The organism is Actimicrobium sp. GrIS 1.19, assembly GCF_035984655.1.
Classification (GTDB): Bacteria; Pseudomonadota; Gammaproteobacteria; order Burkholderiales; family Burkholderiaceae_D; genus Actimicrobium.
In genome coordinates, this window is record NZ_JAXCHT010000021.1 from 36,940 (window position 1) to 55,186 (window position 18,247).

The 18,247-nt window shown below is 64.0% G+C and carries 15 protein-coding genes and 1 tRNA gene; 12 read left to right on the plus strand and 4 right to left on the minus strand.

Annotated features, from left to right (window positions below; all coding sequences use genetic code 11):
* The first annotated feature begins 5 nt into the window (after window positions 1–5).
* Both RCH09_RS14620 and RCH09_RS14625 read left to right on the plus strand, forming a co-directional pair.
* Entirely contained in the window at window positions 6–773 is a 768-nt protein-coding gene (locus tag RCH09_RS14620) for a transporter (RefSeq protein WP_326941856.1), read from the plus strand.
* Window positions 774–943: 170 nt separating this feature from the next.
* A complete protein-coding gene (locus tag RCH09_RS14625) occupies window positions 944–2,674 on the plus strand; it encodes a methyl-accepting chemotaxis protein (RefSeq protein ID WP_326941857.1) in 1,731 nt (576 codons plus the stop codon).
* Between the two features lie 236 nt (window positions 2,675–2,910).
* Here RCH09_RS14625 and RCH09_RS14630 read toward each other — a convergent pair whose 3' ends face one another.
* Window positions 2,911–3,567: a VTT domain-containing protein gene (locus RCH09_RS14630; RefSeq protein ID WP_326941858.1), complete on the minus strand. Its 657-nt coding sequence runs from the start codon at window positions 3,565–3,567 to the stop codon at window positions 2,911–2,913.
* 146 nt (window positions 3,568–3,713) lie between these two features.
* Here RCH09_RS14630 and mutL point away from each other — a divergent pair, with 146 nt between their 5' ends.
* From mutL to RCH09_RS14645, 3 genes are all read left to right on the plus strand, one after another.
* Window positions 3,714–5,492 carry a DNA mismatch repair endonuclease MutL gene (gene mutL, locus RCH09_RS14635; protein WP_326941859.1) on the plus strand — a complete coding sequence of 593 codons (1,779 nt, stop codon included), beginning with the start codon at window positions 3,714–3,716 and terminating at the stop codon, window positions 5,490–5,492.
* Window positions 5,493–5,511: 19 nt separating this feature from the next.
* Window positions 5,512–6,429: a tRNA (adenosine(37)-N6)-dimethylallyltransferase MiaA gene (gene miaA, locus RCH09_RS14640; protein ID WP_326941898.1), complete on the plus strand. Its 918-nt coding sequence runs from the start codon at window positions 5,512–5,514 to the stop codon at window positions 6,427–6,429.
* Window positions 6,430–6,499: 70 nt separating this feature from the next.
* Window positions 6,500–6,576, plus strand: a tRNA-Met gene (locus RCH09_RS14645).
* 196 nt (window positions 6,577–6,772) lie between these two features.
* Here RCH09_RS14645 and RCH09_RS14650 read toward each other — a convergent pair.
* Window positions 6,773–9,142 (minus strand): ABC transporter permease, encoded by a 2,370-nt coding sequence (locus RCH09_RS14650; RefSeq protein WP_326941860.1) that lies wholly within the window; start codon window positions 9,140–9,142, stop codon window positions 6,773–6,775.
* Window positions 9,135–9,893, minus strand: coding sequence for an ABC transporter ATP-binding protein (locus tag RCH09_RS14655; RefSeq protein WP_326941861.1), 759 nt, complete (start codon window positions 9,891–9,893; stop codon window positions 9,135–9,137). Before RCH09_RS14655 ends, RCH09_RS14650 begins: the two co-directional genes overlap by 8 nt.
* 157 nt (window positions 9,894–10,050) lie before the next feature.
* Here RCH09_RS14655 and RCH09_RS14660 point away from each other — a divergent pair, with 157 nt between their 5' ends.
* Genes RCH09_RS14660 through RCH09_RS14670 form a run of 3 tightly spaced genes read left to right on the plus strand, consistent with a single transcriptional unit; the run spans window position 10,051 to window position 12,426 of the window.
* A complete protein-coding gene (locus tag RCH09_RS14660; protein WP_326941862.1) occupies window positions 10,051–10,620 on the plus strand; it encodes a hypothetical protein in 570 nt (189 codons plus the stop codon).
* Between the two features lie 5 nt (window positions 10,621–10,625).
* The gene (locus RCH09_RS14665) at window positions 10,626–11,684 is read left to right on the plus strand and encodes a sensor histidine kinase (protein WP_326941863.1); all 1,059 of its coding nucleotides are present in this window, start codon (window positions 10,626–10,628) and stop codon (window positions 11,682–11,684) included.
* Entirely contained in the window at window positions 11,674–12,426 is a 753-nt protein-coding gene (locus RCH09_RS14670; RefSeq protein ID WP_326941864.1) for a LytR/AlgR family response regulator transcription factor, read from the plus strand. Before RCH09_RS14665 ends, RCH09_RS14670 begins: the two co-directional genes overlap by 11 nt.
* Window positions 12,427–12,684: 258 nt before the next feature.
* Here the strand turns inward: RCH09_RS14670 and RCH09_RS14675 are convergent, their stop codons facing one another.
* Window positions 12,685–13,419, minus strand: a complete 735-nt coding sequence (locus RCH09_RS14675) for a DUF4399 domain-containing protein (protein ID WP_326941865.1) — start codon at window positions 13,417–13,419, stop codon at window positions 12,685–12,687.
* 33 nt (window positions 13,420–13,452) lie between these two features.
* Here RCH09_RS14675 and RCH09_RS14680 point away from each other — a divergent pair, with 33 nt between their 5' ends.
* From RCH09_RS14680 to RCH09_RS14695, 4 genes are all read left to right on the plus strand, one after another.
* The gene (locus RCH09_RS14680; RefSeq protein WP_326941866.1) at window positions 13,453–13,671 is read left to right on the plus strand and encodes a hypothetical protein; all 219 of its coding nucleotides are present in this window, start codon (window positions 13,453–13,455) and stop codon (window positions 13,669–13,671) included.
* A 6-nt stretch (window positions 13,672–13,677) separates the two neighbouring features.
* Window positions 13,678–14,109, plus strand: coding sequence for a CzcE family metal-binding protein (locus RCH09_RS14685; protein ID WP_326941867.1), 432 nt, complete (start codon window positions 13,678–13,680; stop codon window positions 14,107–14,109).
* 73 nt (window positions 14,110–14,182) lie between these two features.
* Window positions 14,183–14,887: an SOS response-associated peptidase family protein gene (locus RCH09_RS14690; RefSeq protein WP_326941868.1), complete on the plus strand. Its 705-nt coding sequence runs from the start codon at window positions 14,183–14,185 to the stop codon at window positions 14,885–14,887.
* A gap of 275 nt (window positions 14,888–15,162) precedes the next feature.
* Window positions 15,163–18,024 carry a DUF6531 domain-containing protein gene (locus RCH09_RS14695; protein ID WP_326941869.1) on the plus strand — a complete coding sequence of 954 codons (2,862 nt, stop codon included), beginning with the start codon at window positions 15,163–15,165 and terminating at the stop codon, window positions 18,022–18,024.
* Window positions 18,025–18,247 lie beyond the last annotated feature (223 nt).

Below are 18,247 nucleotides of genomic sequence, written 5' to 3' on the forward strand. Positions count from 1 at the left end.
ACATCATGCACGTAATCCGCTCGGCTGCCTTGTGCAGCGCGCTGCTGTTGGCATCCTCCGCGGCATCCGCCGCCGGCGACGATGCACCGATTACCCCGTATCGCCCGACCGTCTCGAATTCCGCACAGCTGCCCAGTGCCGGCCAGCTGGAACTCGAACTGGGTCTGCTGGCCTCGCGCGACAGCAGTCGTCGCAACAGCCTGCCGTATCTGCTGAAACTGGCCTTCAACGAACAGTGGGGCGTGCTGGTCGGTGGCGAGGCGCTGGTCTCGCAGCGCAATGACAGCGGCGCCACCGAACGCGGCATCGGCAATACCTCGCTGATTCTCAAGCGCGCATTTCTGGTCAGCGAGGGCACTGCGTTCGGACTGGAGCTCGGTGCGAGCCTGCCCACCGCACGCGATGTCATCGGCGGCGGCAAGACCGACGCCACGCTCAACGGCATTCTCAGCCAGGATCTGGGCGCCGTGCACATGGATGCGAACCTGAACTTCACCCGCGTCGGTGCGATTGATCCCGGTGCCGGTCGGGTGCAGACCGGTCTGTCGGCGGCTTTTTCCACTGCACTGGCCGAGCGCTGGAACGTCTCGGCCGAGCTGTCGGGAACGCGCCGTCCCGACGTGGCGTCGACCACGCAGGCGCTGGTTGCACTGGCGTACAGCCCGTCGAAACGCATGACGATTGACGTCGGTGTCAGCAAGGGTTTGCGCTCCGGGGCCAACGACTGGGCTGCCTTTACCGGGCTGGTCGTGCCGATCGCGCAACTGTGGTAACTTCCGGTTTTTTTCATGCGCTTACTGCGTAAAAAAACAATTTTTTTCATGGCAGTTAAGGCATCGCTATTTGCTGACTGCGACGATAGACTCCACCAACGCAGCGTGTAGCGGATCAATGACGGTATTGCTCCCGCGCGCGCGATTTTTTAAACACTCGGGGAGCGTCAATGTCATTGGCCAACATGAAAGTCAGTACCAAACTCGCTTACGGTTTTGGATTGTTGCTGATGCTGATGGTGATCATCGCGGGCATCGGCCTGTCGCGCATGAGTCAAATCAACGGCCGCGTCAATGAAATCGTCAACGAAAACAATGCGCAGACTTCGCTGGTGCTGGCCATGCGTGTCACGGTGCTGGACCGGATGATCGCGGTGCGCAACCTGATCCTGTTGACCGACGCGACCGAGATGGCGCCCGAAACCGAGCGCATCAAGGTGCAGGCTGAAAAATACGCCCAGGCCGAAGACAAGCTCAACAAGATGCTTGCCGCATCCGCAGCGACAAGCGCGGAAGAGAAATCGCTGGTGGTGAAGATACGGGACCTGAACATGGCGGGCCTGCCGCTGATTGCCAAAGCGACAGCATTGGGGCTGGAGAACAAGAATGAGGAAGCCACTGCGGTACTGTTGAAGGAACTGCGTCCGGTGCAACGCCAATGGCTGGCAGCGCTGGGTGAGTTGATCGCACTGGAAGAAAAACAGAATCTCGATACCGCCGCCACCGCTGCGCAGGAATACGCTGGCGGCCGCACGCTGATGCTGTTGTTCGGTGTCGTTGCGGTGCTGGCCGGGATTGCCGCGTCAGTGCTGATTACCCGGTCATTGACAAAGCAACTTGGCGGCGAGCCGGGTTACGCGGTCGAAGTTGCCGGCAGGATTGCCGCCGGAGATCTTGCGTCCGACGTTGCGGTACGTACTGGCGACACCACCAGCATGCTGTATGCGATGGCGCGCATGCGCGATAACCTGGCCGACATTGTGCGGCAGGTGCGCAGCGGCACGGACACCATCGCCACCGCATCGAGCCAGATCGCCAGCGGCAATCTGGACCTGTCGTCGCGTACCGAAGAGCAGGCCAGTTCGCTCGAGGAAACCGCGTCGTCGATGGAAGAGCTGACCTCGACCGTCAAGCAAAATGCCGACAACGCGCGGCAAGGCAACGGGCTGGCGATTTCGGCCTCGGATGTGGCCGTCAAGGGCGGTGCGGTGGTGGCTGAAGTGGTCGAGATGATGGGCTCGATCAATGCCTCGTCACGCAAGATTGTCGACATCATCGGCGTCATCGACGGCATTGCCTTCCAGACCAATATTCTGGCGCTGAACGCGGCGGTCGAAGCGGCCCGCGCCGGCGAGCAGGGCCGTGGTTTTGCGGTGGTTGCCTCGGAAGTGCGCAACCTCGCGCAGCGTTCCGCCGCCGCCGCCAAGGAGATCAAGACCCTCATCGGCGACTCGGTCGAGAAGGTCGATGCCGGCTCCAGGCTGGTCGATCAGGCCGGCGCGACGATGTCCGAGATTGTCAACAGCGTCAAGCACGTGACCGACATCATGGGCGAAATCATGTCGGCCAGCCAGGAACAGACCGCCGGGATCGAACAGATCAACCAGGCCATCGCGCAAATGGATGAAGTCACGCAGCAGAACGCTGCACTGGTCGAGCAGGCTGCCGCTGCCGCGCAGAGCATGCAGGATCAGGCCGGCACGCTGTCAGGTGTGGTCAGCGTGTTTCAGGTGCCCGGCGGCGCGGTCAATGCGCCGGCGTCAAAGCCAGCCAGAACGGCGGCCCGCTCTGTCGCGGTCACACCGGCGCGCCGGCAGGCTGTGGCGCCGGCGCTGACCAGCAAGGCCCCGCGCAAGGTGGCCGCTGCCACCGGCAGCAACGATGATTGGGAAGAATTCTAAGGGCCGGCACGGAACGAGGAGTGCGTTCAGGCGGGCTGTCGGTGCTGGGCGCGTCGTGCATGCCGCGTGCGGTGGTCCGGGCCGCCGGGGTGTTGTCGACATACCCCTGGTTGAACTCAAGCACCGTGCGCCAAGACGCCCGTCGCAGCGTTGATCTGATCAAGCGCAACGGTACGGCCGTCATCTTGTAGCGTAACGATCAGGGCGGCAGGGGCGGTTCGACACCGCACCAGCGCTCAGGCGTTTTTTGCCCGACCGTTCACGCGCCGGTAAAACTTCCACGCGCCACCGAGCACCACCGGCACCACGGCGGCGGCCACGCCGATCATCACGATCGCGCTCAGGTGATCGCGAATGATCGGGATGTTCCCGAAAAAATAACCCGCCACGGTCAGGCCGACCACCCAGGCCAGCGCGCCAGTCACATTGAACAACTGAAAACGTGCAAACGACATCGCCGACACCCCCGCCACGAACGGCGCAAAAGTGCGCACGATCGGCACGAAGCGCGACAGCACGATGGTTTTTCCGCCATGCTTTTCGTAGAACGTGTGGGTGCGCTGCAGTGCGGCCTGGTCGAGCCAGCGGTAGTTATGGGTATAGACCTTCTGGCCGATCTTGCGGCCGATCAGGTAGTTGAGCGTGTTGCCGGTAATGGCAGCCGCGACCAGCAAGGCCATCAGCACCGGCAGGCTCATCTGTCCGTCAGCGCAGAAGGCGCCGGCGATGAACAGCAAGGTGTCGCCCGGCAGGAACGGCAACACGACCAGACCGGTTTCACAAAATACGATGGCAAACAGCACCGCATAGACCAGCGAACCATATTGTGTGATGAAAGTGCCAAGGTATTTATCGACGTGCATGATCAGGTCGATGAATTGCATGAAGTCCATAGGTTTCCTGGTGATTTTGCGGCGCAGAGGCAGTTGCGGCGTGATCATACACTACCGTGTTTTGCGCCCGAACTGGCCCTGCCCGGAAAAAATGCCGGGGCTGATGCGCAGCGCAGCGTGACGCAGCCGACCGGTATAATCGCGCCATGAATGCACCTCTCGCCGTACCCCGCGCCATCGCTGCGCTCAACGACCAGCTGATCTCGCAGATTGCCGCGGGCGAGGTGGTCGAACGCCCCTCGGCAGTGGTCAAGGAGCTGCTCGAAAACGCACTCGATGCCGGCGCCACGCAGATCACCATCCGGCTGGAGCAGGGCGGTATCAAGCGCATTGCCATCGTCGACAACGGCCATGGCATTCCGGTCGAGCAGATCAGCCTGGCACTGGCGCGGCACGCGACCTCCAAGATTGCCTCGCTCAACGATCTGGAGCATGTGGCGACGCTCGGCTTTCGCGGTGAAGCGCTGGCATCGATCGCGTCGGTGGCCCAACTGACACTGACCACCCGCACCGCGACGGCTGCGCATGCGTGGGAAATGAGCCACGTCCACAGCGCGCCGGTGCCGGCCTCCGGCGGCGTCGGCACCACCATCGATGTGCAGGATCTATATTTCAATACGCCGGCGCGCCGCAAGTTCCTCAAGTCCGATCAGACCGAATTCGGTCACTGCGCCGAAGTGGTCCGCCGCATCGCGCTGTCGCGCCCCGACGTGACGTTTTCCTTGACGCACAACGGCAAGACGGTCGACCACTGGACGCTGACCGACATCGCCAAACGCAGCGCGCAAATCCTCGGCAGCGATTTTGGCGCAGCGCGGTTGCCGCTCGACGAAGCCGCCGGACCGTTGCGTTTGCATGGATTCGCCGGCTTGCCGACGGCTTCGCGCGGGCGTGCCGACGCGCAGTATTTTTACGTCAACGGCCGCTTTGTGCGCGACAAACTGCTGACCCACGCAGTGCGCGCCGCCTATCAGGATGTGCTGCACGGCGACCGCTATCCATCGTACGTGCTGGCGCTCGATCTCGACCCGGCGCTGGTCGATGTGAACGTGCACCCGTCCAAGATCGAAGTGCGGTTTCGCGACGGCCGCGCCGTGCATCAATTCGTGTTCCATGCTGTCACCCGCGCGCTGGCGCAGACCTCCGCCACCGCCGATGGCATGACGCCGCCACCGCAGGCCGCCGGCGCCTTGCCGTGGCAACGGCCGCAACAGCAAGGCGCCTTCGGCAGCCAGTTCTCGGGTGTGGCGCAAAGCACCGCGCAATACGGTGCGCTGTTCGGCGACAGCAACGATGCGTTCGAACAGGTCGCCACCACGCCGACGGCGATGCACACGGCGGAGTTCCCGCTTGGCTTCGCGCTGGCGCAGCTGCAGGGCATTTACATCCTGGCCCAGAACCTGGCCGGACTGGTGCTGGTCGACATGCACGCCGCGCACGAACGCATCCTGTACGAGCAGTTCAAGACCGCGCTGGACGACGACACGCTGGCGGTGCAGCCGCTGCTGATCCCAGTGACGTTTCACGCCGACGCCGTTGAAGTCGGCACCGCCAGCGATCATCAGGCCACGCTGATTGCACTCGGGTTCGACATTGCCGCGCTGTCGCCGACCACGCTGGCGGTGCGCGCGGTGCCGGCCTTGCTCAAGAACGCCGATGCGCAATCGCTGGCACGCGACGTGTTGCGCGACGTGCGCGAATTCGGCGGCTCGCGGGTGCTGCTGGAACGCCGCAACGAACTGCTCGGCACGCTGGCCTGTCACACCGCCGTGCGCGCCAACCGCATCCTCAGCCTGCCTGAAATGAATGCCTTGCTGCGCCAGATGGAAACCACCGAACGCGCCGACCAGTGCAATCACGGCCGGCCGACCTGGGTGCAACTGGCGCTGGCCGATCTTGACCGGTTGTTCCTGCGTGGCCAATAAACCGCTGGCCATTGCCATCATGGGCCCGACCGCGTCGGGCAAGACCGCCGCCGCGCTGGCCATTGCCCGCGTCATTCCGTCAGAGATCATTTCGGTCGATTCGGCGCTGGTCTACCGCGGCATGGACATCGGCACCGCCAAGCCGACCGCGGCCGAACGCGCCGTCGCACCGCATCACCTGATCGACATCCTCGATCCGGCCGAGGCCTATTCGGCCATGCAGTTTCGCATCGCGACGCTGGCGCTGGTCGAACAGATCGTTGCGCGCGGCAAACTGCCGCTGCTGGTCGGCGGCACCATGCTGTATTTCAAGGCGCTGCGCGATGGTCTCGACGTGCTGCCCGAAGCCGACGCGACGGTGCGCGCCGAACTCGACGCCGAAGCCGCACGGATTGGTTCACCCGGCATGCATGCCAAACTGGCACTGGTCGATCCCGCCAGCGCGGCAAGGCTGGAGCCGAACGACAGCCAGCGCATCCAGCGCGCGCTGGAGATTTTCCGTCTGACCGGGGTGCCGATGTCCGACCTGCTGGCCCAAGCCGCGCCGGTATCGTTGCCATTTACGCTACTCCCGGTCGGTCTCGAACCGTCCGACCGCAGCGTGCTGCATCAGCGCATCGCCAGTCGCTTCGACGCCATGCTGGACCGCGCCGGCCCCAACCTGATCGACGAAGTGATCGGCCTGCGCGCCCGCAGCGACCTGCATCCGGGCCTGCCGTCGATGCGCTGCGTCGGCTACCGGCAAACCTGGGAATACCTCGACGGCCAGATCGACCTCCCCACGCTGCGCGACAAGGGCCTCGCCGCCACCCGCCAGCTTGCCAAGCGCCAACTGACCTGGCTGCGCGCCATCCCGGACCGCCACGTCATCGACTGCCTCGATCCCGCCGCGAGCCAGCTGGTGCTGGCGCACATCGAACGCGCACTGGGCGGGTGAGCGACGCGCAAATCGGCGCGAATTGCGGCTTGACAGAAAAACCCAAGTTACCCATACTCTCGGGCTGTTTGGTGATATAGCTCAGTTGGTTAGAGCACAGCACTCATAATGCTGGGGTCGGTGGTTCAAATCCACCTATCACCACCAAGAATTGGCATCGAGAAGTACCCAGAAATACAAAAACCCGCAGCTCTCGCTATGAGACCTGCGGGTTTTTTGTGCGCTGACACGTCAGGACGTCCGTTGACGCCGCGCGCTGCCTGCGCCTGGCGAACGACCGGTACCGCGGGTATCGTCCTTGATCGGCAGCCATTGCATCGTGAGCGGGCGTGCGAAGAACCCGTTACTCATACTGCAAGGCCCGCGCCACCGGCATCCGCATGGCTTGCCATGCCGGCCACATGCATGCGAGCACGGACACGCCGGTGACCAGTGCAAACCAGCGCAAGACGCCGCCGGGTTCTGGCGTGAGCGCCGTGGGAACCGCGAACATGACGCGCCCGAAAGCCTGGCCAAGCACCACGCTGACCGGCACTGAAAGCGGCAACGCCAACAGCCAGCCGAGCAGCGCCATGACCATGCCTTCCAGCTGGACCATCCCGAGGATAGTGCTGCTGCGTGCGCCGATGGCGCGCAGCACGCCGATCTCGCGCTGGCGCTCCAGCACTGCCACGCTCATCGTCGTGGCCAGGCCGATGCCACCGACCACGATCATCACCCAACCCATCACGCCAAGAAAACTCACGACCATCTGCAGGTGATCTTCGACACCCTGGCGGGCATCGCTCTGCAGGCGAGCCGCGCGGACCTCCGCGCCCCGGCTTGCGAGCGCGGTGCGCAAGCGCCGGATCAGCTCGCGCTGGCCATCAGTGCTGCGGTCGCGCGCCTGTACAAGGAGCAGCGACGCCAGTGTGTCGCCCTGCCAGTCGGCGCGCGCGGTTTGTGCGGTATAGGCAATCGCATCGGGCCCACTGTCGACGATGCCGATCAGCTGAAACGAGGCCGGGCGGCCCTCGACCTGCAGTTGCACAGGCTGGCCAAGCTGCAAGCCTGGATTGCTTTTCAATAGTGCGCTGCCGATCACGATGCCGTCGACTTCGCCGTCGCGCAACCAACGGCCGTCGCGCAGCATGGGGACCAGCACGCGGCTGCGGACTGGCACGGCCAGCACATCGAAGGCATTCCCCGCGGTGCCGTCGTCGTGTGCCAGTGCGGCGGTGGCGCGTCCCCAGGCTTCCGCAACGGCCACGCCCGGGACCGCGACGGCGGCAGCCACCAGATCGCGCGCCGGCATGGGCGTGGTCATTCGCAAATTCACGTCATAGCGTTGGGCGTCGAACAGCCGATCCACGGAATGCTTGACCGCCACGCTCAGGTTGCCGGCGCCAACGAAGGTCGCCCCCGCCGCGGCCAGCGCCAGCAAACTCAACCAGCAGCGCGAGCGTTGCCGAAACGCGTTATGCAACGACAGCAATTGCGGCCGGGCCAAGGGCAGACCTTGCAGCCAGCGACGCGTGCGATTGCCCGAGGTGCTGGCAGGCAGGCCGGTGTGACGCAAGATGTCGGCCACCGGCTGCCGACAGGCGGTTGCAACCGGCCACGCTGCGGCCAGCACTGGCAAGGCAATGCCGACGGCGACCTGCACCAGCAGCGCCCAGACCGGGATGGCACATTGGTCCAGCGGAAAATTCAACATCTCCGCCTGAAAGTCGCCATACAGGCGTCCCAGCCAGGCGGCCAACGGCAATGCCACGCTGACGGCCAGCACGCCAAGGCCCGCTGCGAACAACAGGAATTGCGCCGCCAGTTGCCCCTCGCTGGCACCCAGCGCCTTCATCACGCCCAGTTCCCGGCGTCGGCCGGCGAGCATGGCGGAAATCAGGTTGACCATCAGGCTGGCGCACACCATCAGGGTCAGTACACCAAAAGCGCCCTGGACAATGGTCAGCGACTCCATCTGTGCGGCATGGATGTGCTGGCCCGGCATGGGTACATCAATGCGACCGACGCGCCGGCCTTGCGCCTCTGCCAGCGTCTTGACACGCCACGCCAGCTGGCGCACCGTGGCCTGGCTGGGGGCCGGATCGGTGACGGTGAACTGCAATTCGTCGAACGTTGGCGGGGTGCCCAGGCTGCGCAAGGTCGCCAGGCTGACGTAGCCGTAGACGACGTGCTCCATCCAGCCGGGGGCGACCGACACGTCGCGCACCAGTCCGCCCACTTTTAGCGCTATCGGCGCCGTGCCGGGGACGGCAAGCAGCACATCCTGTCCCACCGCGGCGCCGGAATAGCCCAGCGAGGAGCGCTCGATGATCACCTCGCCCGGCGCCGGCGGCCATGCGCCCTCGACGTTCTGCAGGCGCCCGATATCGGGCCGCGTGACATCGTCGACTGCATGCAGCACGACGCTCTTGCGCTCGCCGACCGTCTGCAGTGTCGCGCTCAGCGTGCGCCGCAACCGTACGGCGCGGATGCCCGGCATCTGTTGCACACGGGCGACGAAGGCAGCATCCAACGGAACCACTTGTAGTGTCGCCGCTACCGGATGGCTCGCGCCATAGACGGTCTGCGTTGCCGTGCGTACCAGGGCCCAGGCGTCGAGCACCGCACCGGCGCCGATCAGGCCCAGCGCGACAGCCACCACGACCAGCAAGGTACGGGCGCGGTGACGCCGGGCGTCGCGCACGACCATGCGCCAGCGGGTATCAAACATGGCGTCCCTCGGCATCCGCCATGCGGCCGTCCACCAGCGTGATCGTGCGGTGGGCGCGGCGCAGCACGGCGGGGTCGTGCGTCACCATGACCAGGGTCTGGCCGTCGGCCACCAGCTCAAGCAGCAGATCCAGCAATGCCGCTGTGTTGCGCGTGTCGAGATTGCCGGTCGGTTCGTCGGCCAGCAGCAAGGTGGGGGCATTGGCCAGGGCGCGTGCCACGGCGACGCGCTGCTGCTGTCCGCCGGACATGAACGATGGCAGCTTGTCGGCCTGTGCCGCTATCCCGAGACGTGCCAGCAGGGCCATCGCGCGGCTGCGCCGCTCGCGCCCAGGCCAGCGCGCCGCGAGATCCATCGGGAGCATCACATTCTCGAGCGCGGACAGGGACGGCATCAGCTGGAAGAACTGGAACACGATGCCGACAGCTACGCCGCGCCAATGCGCCAGGTCGCGCTCCGGCAGCGCATGGACGGCCTGGCCATCGACCCAGATTTCGCCCGTGCTTGGCCGGTCCAGCCCGCCGAGGAGATTGAGCACGGTGGATTTTCCACTGCCGGACTGGCCGCAGATGGCGACGAACTCGCCACGCTGGACCTGCAGGTCGAAGCCTTCCAGCGCAGTGCAGATTGCGCCAGCGCCGGCGTAGGTCTTGCCTACCCCGCAAAGGCGTACCAGCGGGGCTGCCGCAGCGGAGTGCACCGGCAGGGCCGCAGCGCCAGGCGTGGCGACGTAGGGGGCGGACAAATTCATGAGCAGTTTCCCGGATCGATGGATGGTGCGGGAAAGCATAGACGGAGCAGCATCGGCAGCGCTGACCGTTCACCCCCCTGGTTGGGCGATTGGGCGAATATCGCCGTTTGCGTGCAGGGGCCATGCTAGGCTCTGGCCATCTTTTCCGGGAGCTGCCATGAACCTGTCCGTCCACCGTCTGCTTGTCCTTGCGTGCTGGGTTATCGCTCCAGTGGGCGCTTCTGCGGCCAGCGTCGCTGCTGCGCCAGAGGCGCGCCAATTCGACTTCATGGTCGGCCAATGGCAGGTCAGTGGCGAACTCAAGGTGAGCGGCGCGATGGCGCTGTTTCATGGAAATCCCAAGCTGGCTGGTGGCTGGAAGGCATGGCGCGCGGCCGATGGCCAGGGCATCGAGGATGAATTGACGCTGACCGATGCCTCAGGTACGGTTCTCTCGGCCGTGCATTTCACACGCAAATTTTCACCCGACGAGAATTGCTGGAAGGTGACGGGCCGCGATACCTATAAGGGCGCGTTGCCGACGCCCGCGACCGCCCGTTGGCAGGGAGACGAAATACTCATGACAAGCAGCGGCACCACACCAGAAGGAAAACATTATCGGAACCGTACCCATTATCTTGCCATCACGCCGGTCAGTTTCCGGATGGTGCAGGACCGATCCTATGACGAGGGTAAAAGCTGGGACACCGGCACCATGACCCTCGATGTTCGTCGTACCGGTAACTAGGGACCATGCTCGACCGGGCAATTCCTCCCCGCAGCGGGTTATGGCTGCAATTCTGGTTGCTGCTCGTCATCGGCTGGCTGCCGATGTGGATCCTGTTCACGCTCATGATCACGAGTGTGCACGCCATGCCCCTGGCGGCAAGCGCCTGGATGGCACTGCGCATGATCGGCAGCGCCGCCATACTCGGCATGGGCGTGCAGGCGATCGCCCGGCGCCATCCCTGGCCGGCCCCGTTCCGCCCGTCCTTCCTGATGTGGCACGTTCTGGCCGCGGCGCTCTATGCCGGATTCTGGGTCGCTGCCTACAGCCTGATTGAAAGCGTGCTGCGATGGCGCCTGGCCTACGTGACCGGTCCTGGCCTCGGCCGGTTTGCGCTCACCGGCGTCTGGTTGTACCTGACCATCGCGGCGGTTGCCTACGCGCAGCAGGCGGCACGGCGCGGCGCTCTCATTCAGGCCGCGGCGGCACGCGCGCAACTGGCTGCGCTGCATGCGCAATTGCACCCGCACTTCCTGTTCAATGCATTGCACACCGTCGTGCAATTGATACCGCTGGACCCGGTCAGGGCCGCGCTGGCTGCGGAGGCGCTTGCCGACCTGCTGCGGGCAGCGCTGGATGAACGGAGTGATCAGGTCTCGCTGGCCGCCGAATGGCGCTTTGTGCAACGCTATCTGGCGATCGAACAGCTGCGCTTCGGCGAACGCCTGCAGATTGCGGCGACCCTGCCGGAGTCGACGCTGGCGTTGCGTCTGCCGTCGTTCGCGCTGCAAACCCTGGTGGAAAATGCCGTGCGTCATGGCGCAGCGCCCAAGCTGGGCAACACGCAACTGCGCATCACGGCCAGTGCCAGTCACCAGAACCTGAAACTGGTGGTCAGCGACGATGGCGTCGGCGCCGAACCCGCCACCGTCCGGGCTAGTAGTGGCACGGGCTTGCGCCGCTTGCGTGAGCGGCTGGCCTGCCTGTACGGAAGCAGCGCCGGGCTTGACGTCGATGCGTCACCGCACGGCTTCACGGCAACGCTGTGTCTGCCGCTCGTCGCGGGGAGCAGCGATGACGACTGAACCTGCACTGGTACGTGTGCTGGTCGCCGACGACGAGCCTTTGGCGCGCGCCGGGCTACGCCATCTGCTGCAAGAGATCGACTGGATCGAGTGCGTCGGCGAGGCGGCCGACGGACCGGCAGTCATCGTCGCCGTCCGCGATCTGCAGCCGGACGTGGTGCTGCTCGACATTCAGATGCCCGGTTGTTCCGGCATCGACCTGCTGCATCAGCTCCCGCCCCCCGTCCCACGCATCGTGTTTTGCACCGCGCACGCAGAACACGCTGCGACCGCTTTCGAACTGGGCGCCCTCGACTATCTCCTGAAACCCTTCGGTGCGACACGACTGGCGGCGGCCTTCGCCAGAATCCGGGCGTCGCTTGGCGAGCCGCTACCGCCCGCGCTTGACCGCTATGGAGAAATGCTGGCCAATGCCCCGATGCGGCGTCTGTTCGTGCGCAGCGGGCGCAGCATCCTGCCGCTTTCGGTCGACGAGGTGCATCGGTTCGAAGCGGTTGGCGACTACGTCACGGCGCACACGTCCGGTGGCGAGCACCTGCTGCATCTGGCACTGAACCGGCTGGAAGCGCGCCTCGATCCCCAGCAGTTTGCCCGCATCCACCGCACCCACATCGTCAACCTGGACCATGTGACGCGCTTCCGGCGCGAACTCGATGGCCGGCTCACTGCGGTGCTGCGCAATGGCGCTGAACTGCCGGTGAGCAAAAGCAAGGCGCAGGTGTTGCGCGAACTGGCGACGTAGTTGCGGAATGGCCCGTATTGCCGGCCGGGTATAGCGAGTCTCGCGATGAGGAAATGCGCAACGTCACCGCTGAGATGGTGCGTGCGGCACAGCGGGCGCGTCGCATTGCCGCTCAAACACAAACTGAATTTGTTGTCATACGGGACGGTAAGTTAATCCGGGAAATTCCAAAGGACCGACGACACCCGTAGACATCGCAATTTTTCAAGCGGACTAGGCGAGGATCTGTCCGAAAAAACTGCAATGTCCCTGTTGCCGCTATTTGATCACCTCAATCGAAATCACCTTGCTCTTGATGTAATACGGAACGTGCTTGTCATCGGCGAACAGCAATTGCAGGGTATGCGTACCCGGCGGGAGGCCGAGCACGGTTTCGGTTTCGCCCTTGCCAAAATGCTTGTAATGCTGCTCGACCGTGGCGTCCGCTTTGTCGAACGGAATCGGCGCCTTGATATCGACCGGCAGGGGTTTGTCGATCAGGATATGGTGATGGCCGGTGCCCTCGATCTTGCCGGCACTGACGGGGGAGATGCCCATCCCGGACACTGCAAACGAAACCCGAAATGGCGACTTGACCTTGTCGCCGTTCTTGATGTTTGTGAAGTAAGCGTGCTTGTCGGCGATCGGGAAAGGCCGGGTGCGATCCAGCGCGCTTACTTCGCTGATAATGTTGTCCGTGTCCATTGGGCTGACTGCAGCCTTTGCATCCGGATCGGTTGCCGCCATGGCCGATAGCGACAGTAAAGTTGCAGCGCCCAGCAGCGTGATCCGGGCCAATCGTGGTTTGGAAATACGGAAATCAGTCAGCATGTCATTATCTTTTGGTGTTTGGATGTTTGTGCTTTTCAGCAATTCGATAGTACCTGAAAACCTACCCGGTACCGGTGGCGGGCAACCCGTGCAGCGCAAAAGGCTGGTGCGACTCTCCAGCGCAACCCAGTCTCGGCCCACGCTGTAATAAACGGTAAGAATGGACCCCTCAAATGGGTCCATTTTCTATAGTGAGGAAACTCAAGGGAGTCCCTCATGAAACTGTCCTCTCTGCTGGTCGCCGGCGTCGCTGCAACACTACTCGGCGGATGCGCCGTGTATGGCCCACCACCGCCCGCTTACGGCTACGGTGGTGGCGGTTATTACGGACCGCATCCGGTCTACGTGCAACCGGCCCCGGTCTATATCGAACCGCCCGTGACCATTGGATTCGGATTCTGGGGGCGGCGCGGTTGGGGCGGCCATCACCATTGAGTCAACATGGCGTTGATCACGACGTCAGGATTGTTGTTGCGCGTCGATCAATACCCGGGAGGAGCGATTGCCATGAAAACCATGATTGTCACCAGTTTGCTGTTTGCCATTGCCTGCGCCGGCTGCGCCACGACGGGCCGTGAACAGCCGTTGTCATTGCTCGGTGATCCTGCACCCGAGACCGCCGCCAGCAAGGTCATCCTTCTCACACCGGCGACAAAACACGTCAACGTCATTGGCGGCGAGACGGTCCGGTTCGTCGCTGCCGACAAATCCTTTGCCTGGAATTTCAGCGGGTCGGAGGAGGTGTCGAGCTTTGATCTGGCCCGCGTCGCACCGCCCGGCATGCTCGACCATTCGGTGATTGCCTATGTCTCGCCCAACCCGCTCTATCTCGGCGGCGGCAGGCGTGGCGGTCACGGCGGCCATTATCATTGACGGGGTGCGATCCCTGCATTTCGCGGCGCGCGCACAATGAGGCGGCAATCAGCGCGCAACTACCGGAGCCACCATGTGCGGACGCATCGACCAAAGCCAGCCCATCGAGCATTACCTGCAGCAACGCGCCTGGCCGGGACTGGTCAATGCCAGCGCGGCCGAGCCCAAATTCAATGTGGCACCCGGCACCTTTCGGCCGCTGCTGCACCGCGTCGACGATCACTATCAGGTCGATGACCTGCACTGGGGCTACCAGGCCGCGTGGGCCAGCGGCAAGATTCCGGTAGCGATCAACGCGCGCCTGGAAAAAATCGGCGGCAAGTACTGGCATCCCTTGCTCAAGTCCGGGCGCGCGATCGTGCCGGCTGACGGCTGGTACGAATGGACCGGCGACAAGGGCGTGAAGCAGCCCTGGCACATTCATCGCAGCGACCACGCACCACTCTTCATGGCGGCGCTGGCCAGCTTCGCACCTGCCGGCGACAACAAGGCCAGCGCCGGATTCACGATCGTCACGGCCGATGCACTGGGCGGCATGGTGGATGTGCATGATCGCCGGCCGGTGGTGTTTTCCGCCGCAGATGCCGCGTTATGGCTGGACCCCGACTTACCGGCGGAGGCCGCCGAGATGCTGGCGCGCGAACAGGCGCTCGGTCCCGAGACGTTTGCCTGGCATGCGGTCAGCAAGGCGGTCGGCAATGTGCGGAATCAGGGCGCGGCGTTGGTCGCGCCGCTGGCGGAGGCCGCGCCGGTGCGCGATGCGGCGCACCGTAATTAGCTTTGCACGGAGCTTTTGCTGATCCCAAAGTTCAGGCGAACCGAGTTATCGGGGTCAGAGTTTTTTTTCGCAACGGGGCATCGCGAAAATTACTCTGACCCCGATGACGGACCATGGAATACAGACGGTTGATTACCGAAACGTAAGCTCCACGCAACAACTTCCCGCAATAAATCCCGCCTCACCGACACCTGCCCGCGCGCGCCACCAACCGGTTTGCGCCGCGTAACCGGCTGTCACAAAATCAGTGTTCCGTCCACTCGCTGCCCGTTCCGATGTCCGTCCGCGCCATCCTCCGCACGTTCGTTTTTTTCCTTTTCACCCTCGCACTGACCGGCCCGGCCAATGCCGCCGATGGCGTCGTCGCCCCCGGCCAGGGCACCGGCGGCAACGTCTGCAAGAGCAATGGCGCCGGCAACACCGAGGGCAGCTGCTCCGGCGCCGGCAACCCCATCAACCTCATCACCGGCAACAAGTACCAGCGCGAAGTCGACATGCCCGCCTTGCCCGGCGTGCTGGGTCTGGAAATCGTTCGTCACTACAACAGCATTTTTGCGCAGCCCGGCGTGCCCAATGGCCTGCTCGGACGCGGCTGGCGGCTGTCGTATGAAGTCGACCTGTACGTCGTCGGCGACACCATCGAGATCCTGGAGGCCGACGGCCACCGCCTCATCTTCAACCGCGACCCGCTGAACCGCTCGCTGTGCAGCACACCCGACCCGGCCAACGGCAGCGTCGCCGTGCAGGAAACGGCCAAGGGCGACATCTATGTGTGGACCCGTGGCGACGGCCAGACCTGGCGCTTCAACGCGGCCCGGAAGCTGACCCAGATTCGTGCCCTGACCGGCGAGTCGGTCAACCTGCAGTACGACAGCGACGGCCTGCTGGTGCAGGTGACCGACCCGCAACGACGGCGTTTGTCCCTGCAAACGCTGGATCGCCAGACCGCCAGGCAACGCACCCGTTTCTCCGGCGTGCAAAGCATCATCAGCCCGGTCGGACGGTTTAACTACGAATACGGCAGCAGCTTGCCCAAGGGCGCGACGCTGGCGCCGGAGTTGGTGCTCGCCAACCTCGTCAAGGTCAGTCCGCCGAATTCGACCAACGCCCGGCTGTACCACTACGAAGACCCGCAACACCCCATGCTGATGACCGGCATCAGCAGCACCGACGCCGGCAAGACCTACCGCCTATCGACCTTCGGCTATCAGGAAGACGGCCGCGCCATCCTCAGCACCCACGCCAACAACGTCGAGCGTGTCACGCTCAGTTACCCCGAACGCGGCACCACGATATTGGCCAACAGCCTCGGTCAAACCACGGTCTACCGCCACGGCGACATCGGCGGCGAATACCGGATCGTGGAAGCGCGCGGCCCCGGCTGTCGCCTGTGCGATTCCGCCAATGTGCGCTACGGCTACGACAAGCTCGGGCGCACAATCGACGTCACGCGCCTCGATGCCAACGGCACCCCAATCCAAAGCACCCGCACCACACGAGATTACGTAGGCCGACCGCTCACCGTCGGCACCATCGCCTACAGCAACGGCCATCCCGGCCCGTTGCTGATCCAGCGCCGCTACGAGTACGGCCCCGGTTACACCGGCTCGCCAACCCTGATCGCGCGCCCCAGCGTGATCCCCGGCAAGGAAGCCATCACCCGCATCACCTACAACGAAGCCAATCAGCCGCTGACCGTGACCGAATCCGGCTGGGCGCCGGCAACCGATGGCCCGCCGACGCGCATCGAGCGCACCACCACCTATCGTTACGCCGAACTGCACCGCAAGAGCGTACTCACGCAAATTGACGGTCCGCTGGCGAACGGCCCGAGCAACAGCCCGGCGGATTCAGACATCACGCGCTATCAGTGGGACGAAGGTGGCAACTTCATCCAGCGCATTACCTACCCGATGAACCGCGTGGCCAGTTTCGAGTACGACAAAAACGACATCAATGCCAGTTCGCGGCTGATCAAGAGCACCAGTCCGGAGGGCATCGTCACCGAACTTGGCTATGACGGGCAGGGCGCTTTGGTGCAAATGCGTCGGGCTGGTGCGCAAACGGTGTATCGCCATGATGCGGCCGGCCGCACCAACGAAGTCGTCGACCCAACCGGCCAGCACCTGTGGTTCGGTTACACGCCGTCCGGACGGATCGGCTGGATCGCCGACCAGCAAAGCAACCGCATCGCGCTTGAACACGACACCGAAGGTCAACTGATGCGCTCCAGGTTGCTCAACCCGGATGGCAGCGTGTCGCAACAAGGAGCCGCCTACCCGCATCCGGACCAGACGGGATCCGGTGGCGGGCGTGACGTGGTGCTGGCCGATGTGCGGCGCTTGATCGAGGCCGCGCAAACGTCCGATTCGATCAACCTCGCGCGGCCGGACACGGCCGGCTCCGCGTATGCCGCGGTGCAGGCGGCGCTGACCTCCGTCGATGCAGATCCGGATCGACCGGCACAGGATTCGACCAGCGCCGCAGTCAACGCGCACGGTGCCGTGACACGGTATCTGACGGATGATTTCGGCCAACTGGTGCAAACCCAAAGTCCGACCACCGGCAAAACCGCGTATCGCTACAACGCTGCCGGCCAGATCATGGCAAAGATCAATCAGGACGGCAGCCGCGCCCACTACACCCGCGACGCCGCCGGCCGCGTCATCACCGTGCAGGCATTCGATGCGCGCAACACGCTCGACGAGGATGCATGCATTGTCTGGGGAGCGGCGAACAAGCCGGTGCGTGTCCGTTATCTCGCCGGTGAGGAGCGCTTCGATTATGACGCCGCGGGACGCCTGACCGGCCACACGCAGGACATCGACGGCAAGCGCCTGACGCTGACCTACCAGTACAACAGCCTCGGCCAGTTGATCGCGAAGACACTGCCGGATGGCCAAACCTTGCGCTACCGCTATCGCGGCTCGGTGCATGCCAAGGCGGGTTTGCTGGAATCGATCTGGCTCGATGGATGGAACAGCCCGGTCGGCAACAAGCTCACTGCCGGACTGTTCGACCGGCCAGTCATCGAAGGCATGAACGCGGAGAATGAGCGTTACGCGCAGCGCGGCTTTTCCTTCGGCAATGGACTTAGCAGCCGTGCCGATCATTCGGTTAAACATCATGCGGCGTAGCAGTGAGCGATTGCCCTTGATCGACTTATTGGAGTTCGTGCCAGATACCGATGGCCTTCGAGAAGACCTTGCGGGGAACAGACCCGCCTGAATAGATTGGCTGAATAATCCTGTCACGCTCCAAGCCTGAATACATCGCCACCCATCATCATGCGGCCCAAGCAGATTCATTCATTTGCTCGCGACATGCTTGCCCATGCCGTCCTGTGGCTTTCGCTTTCAG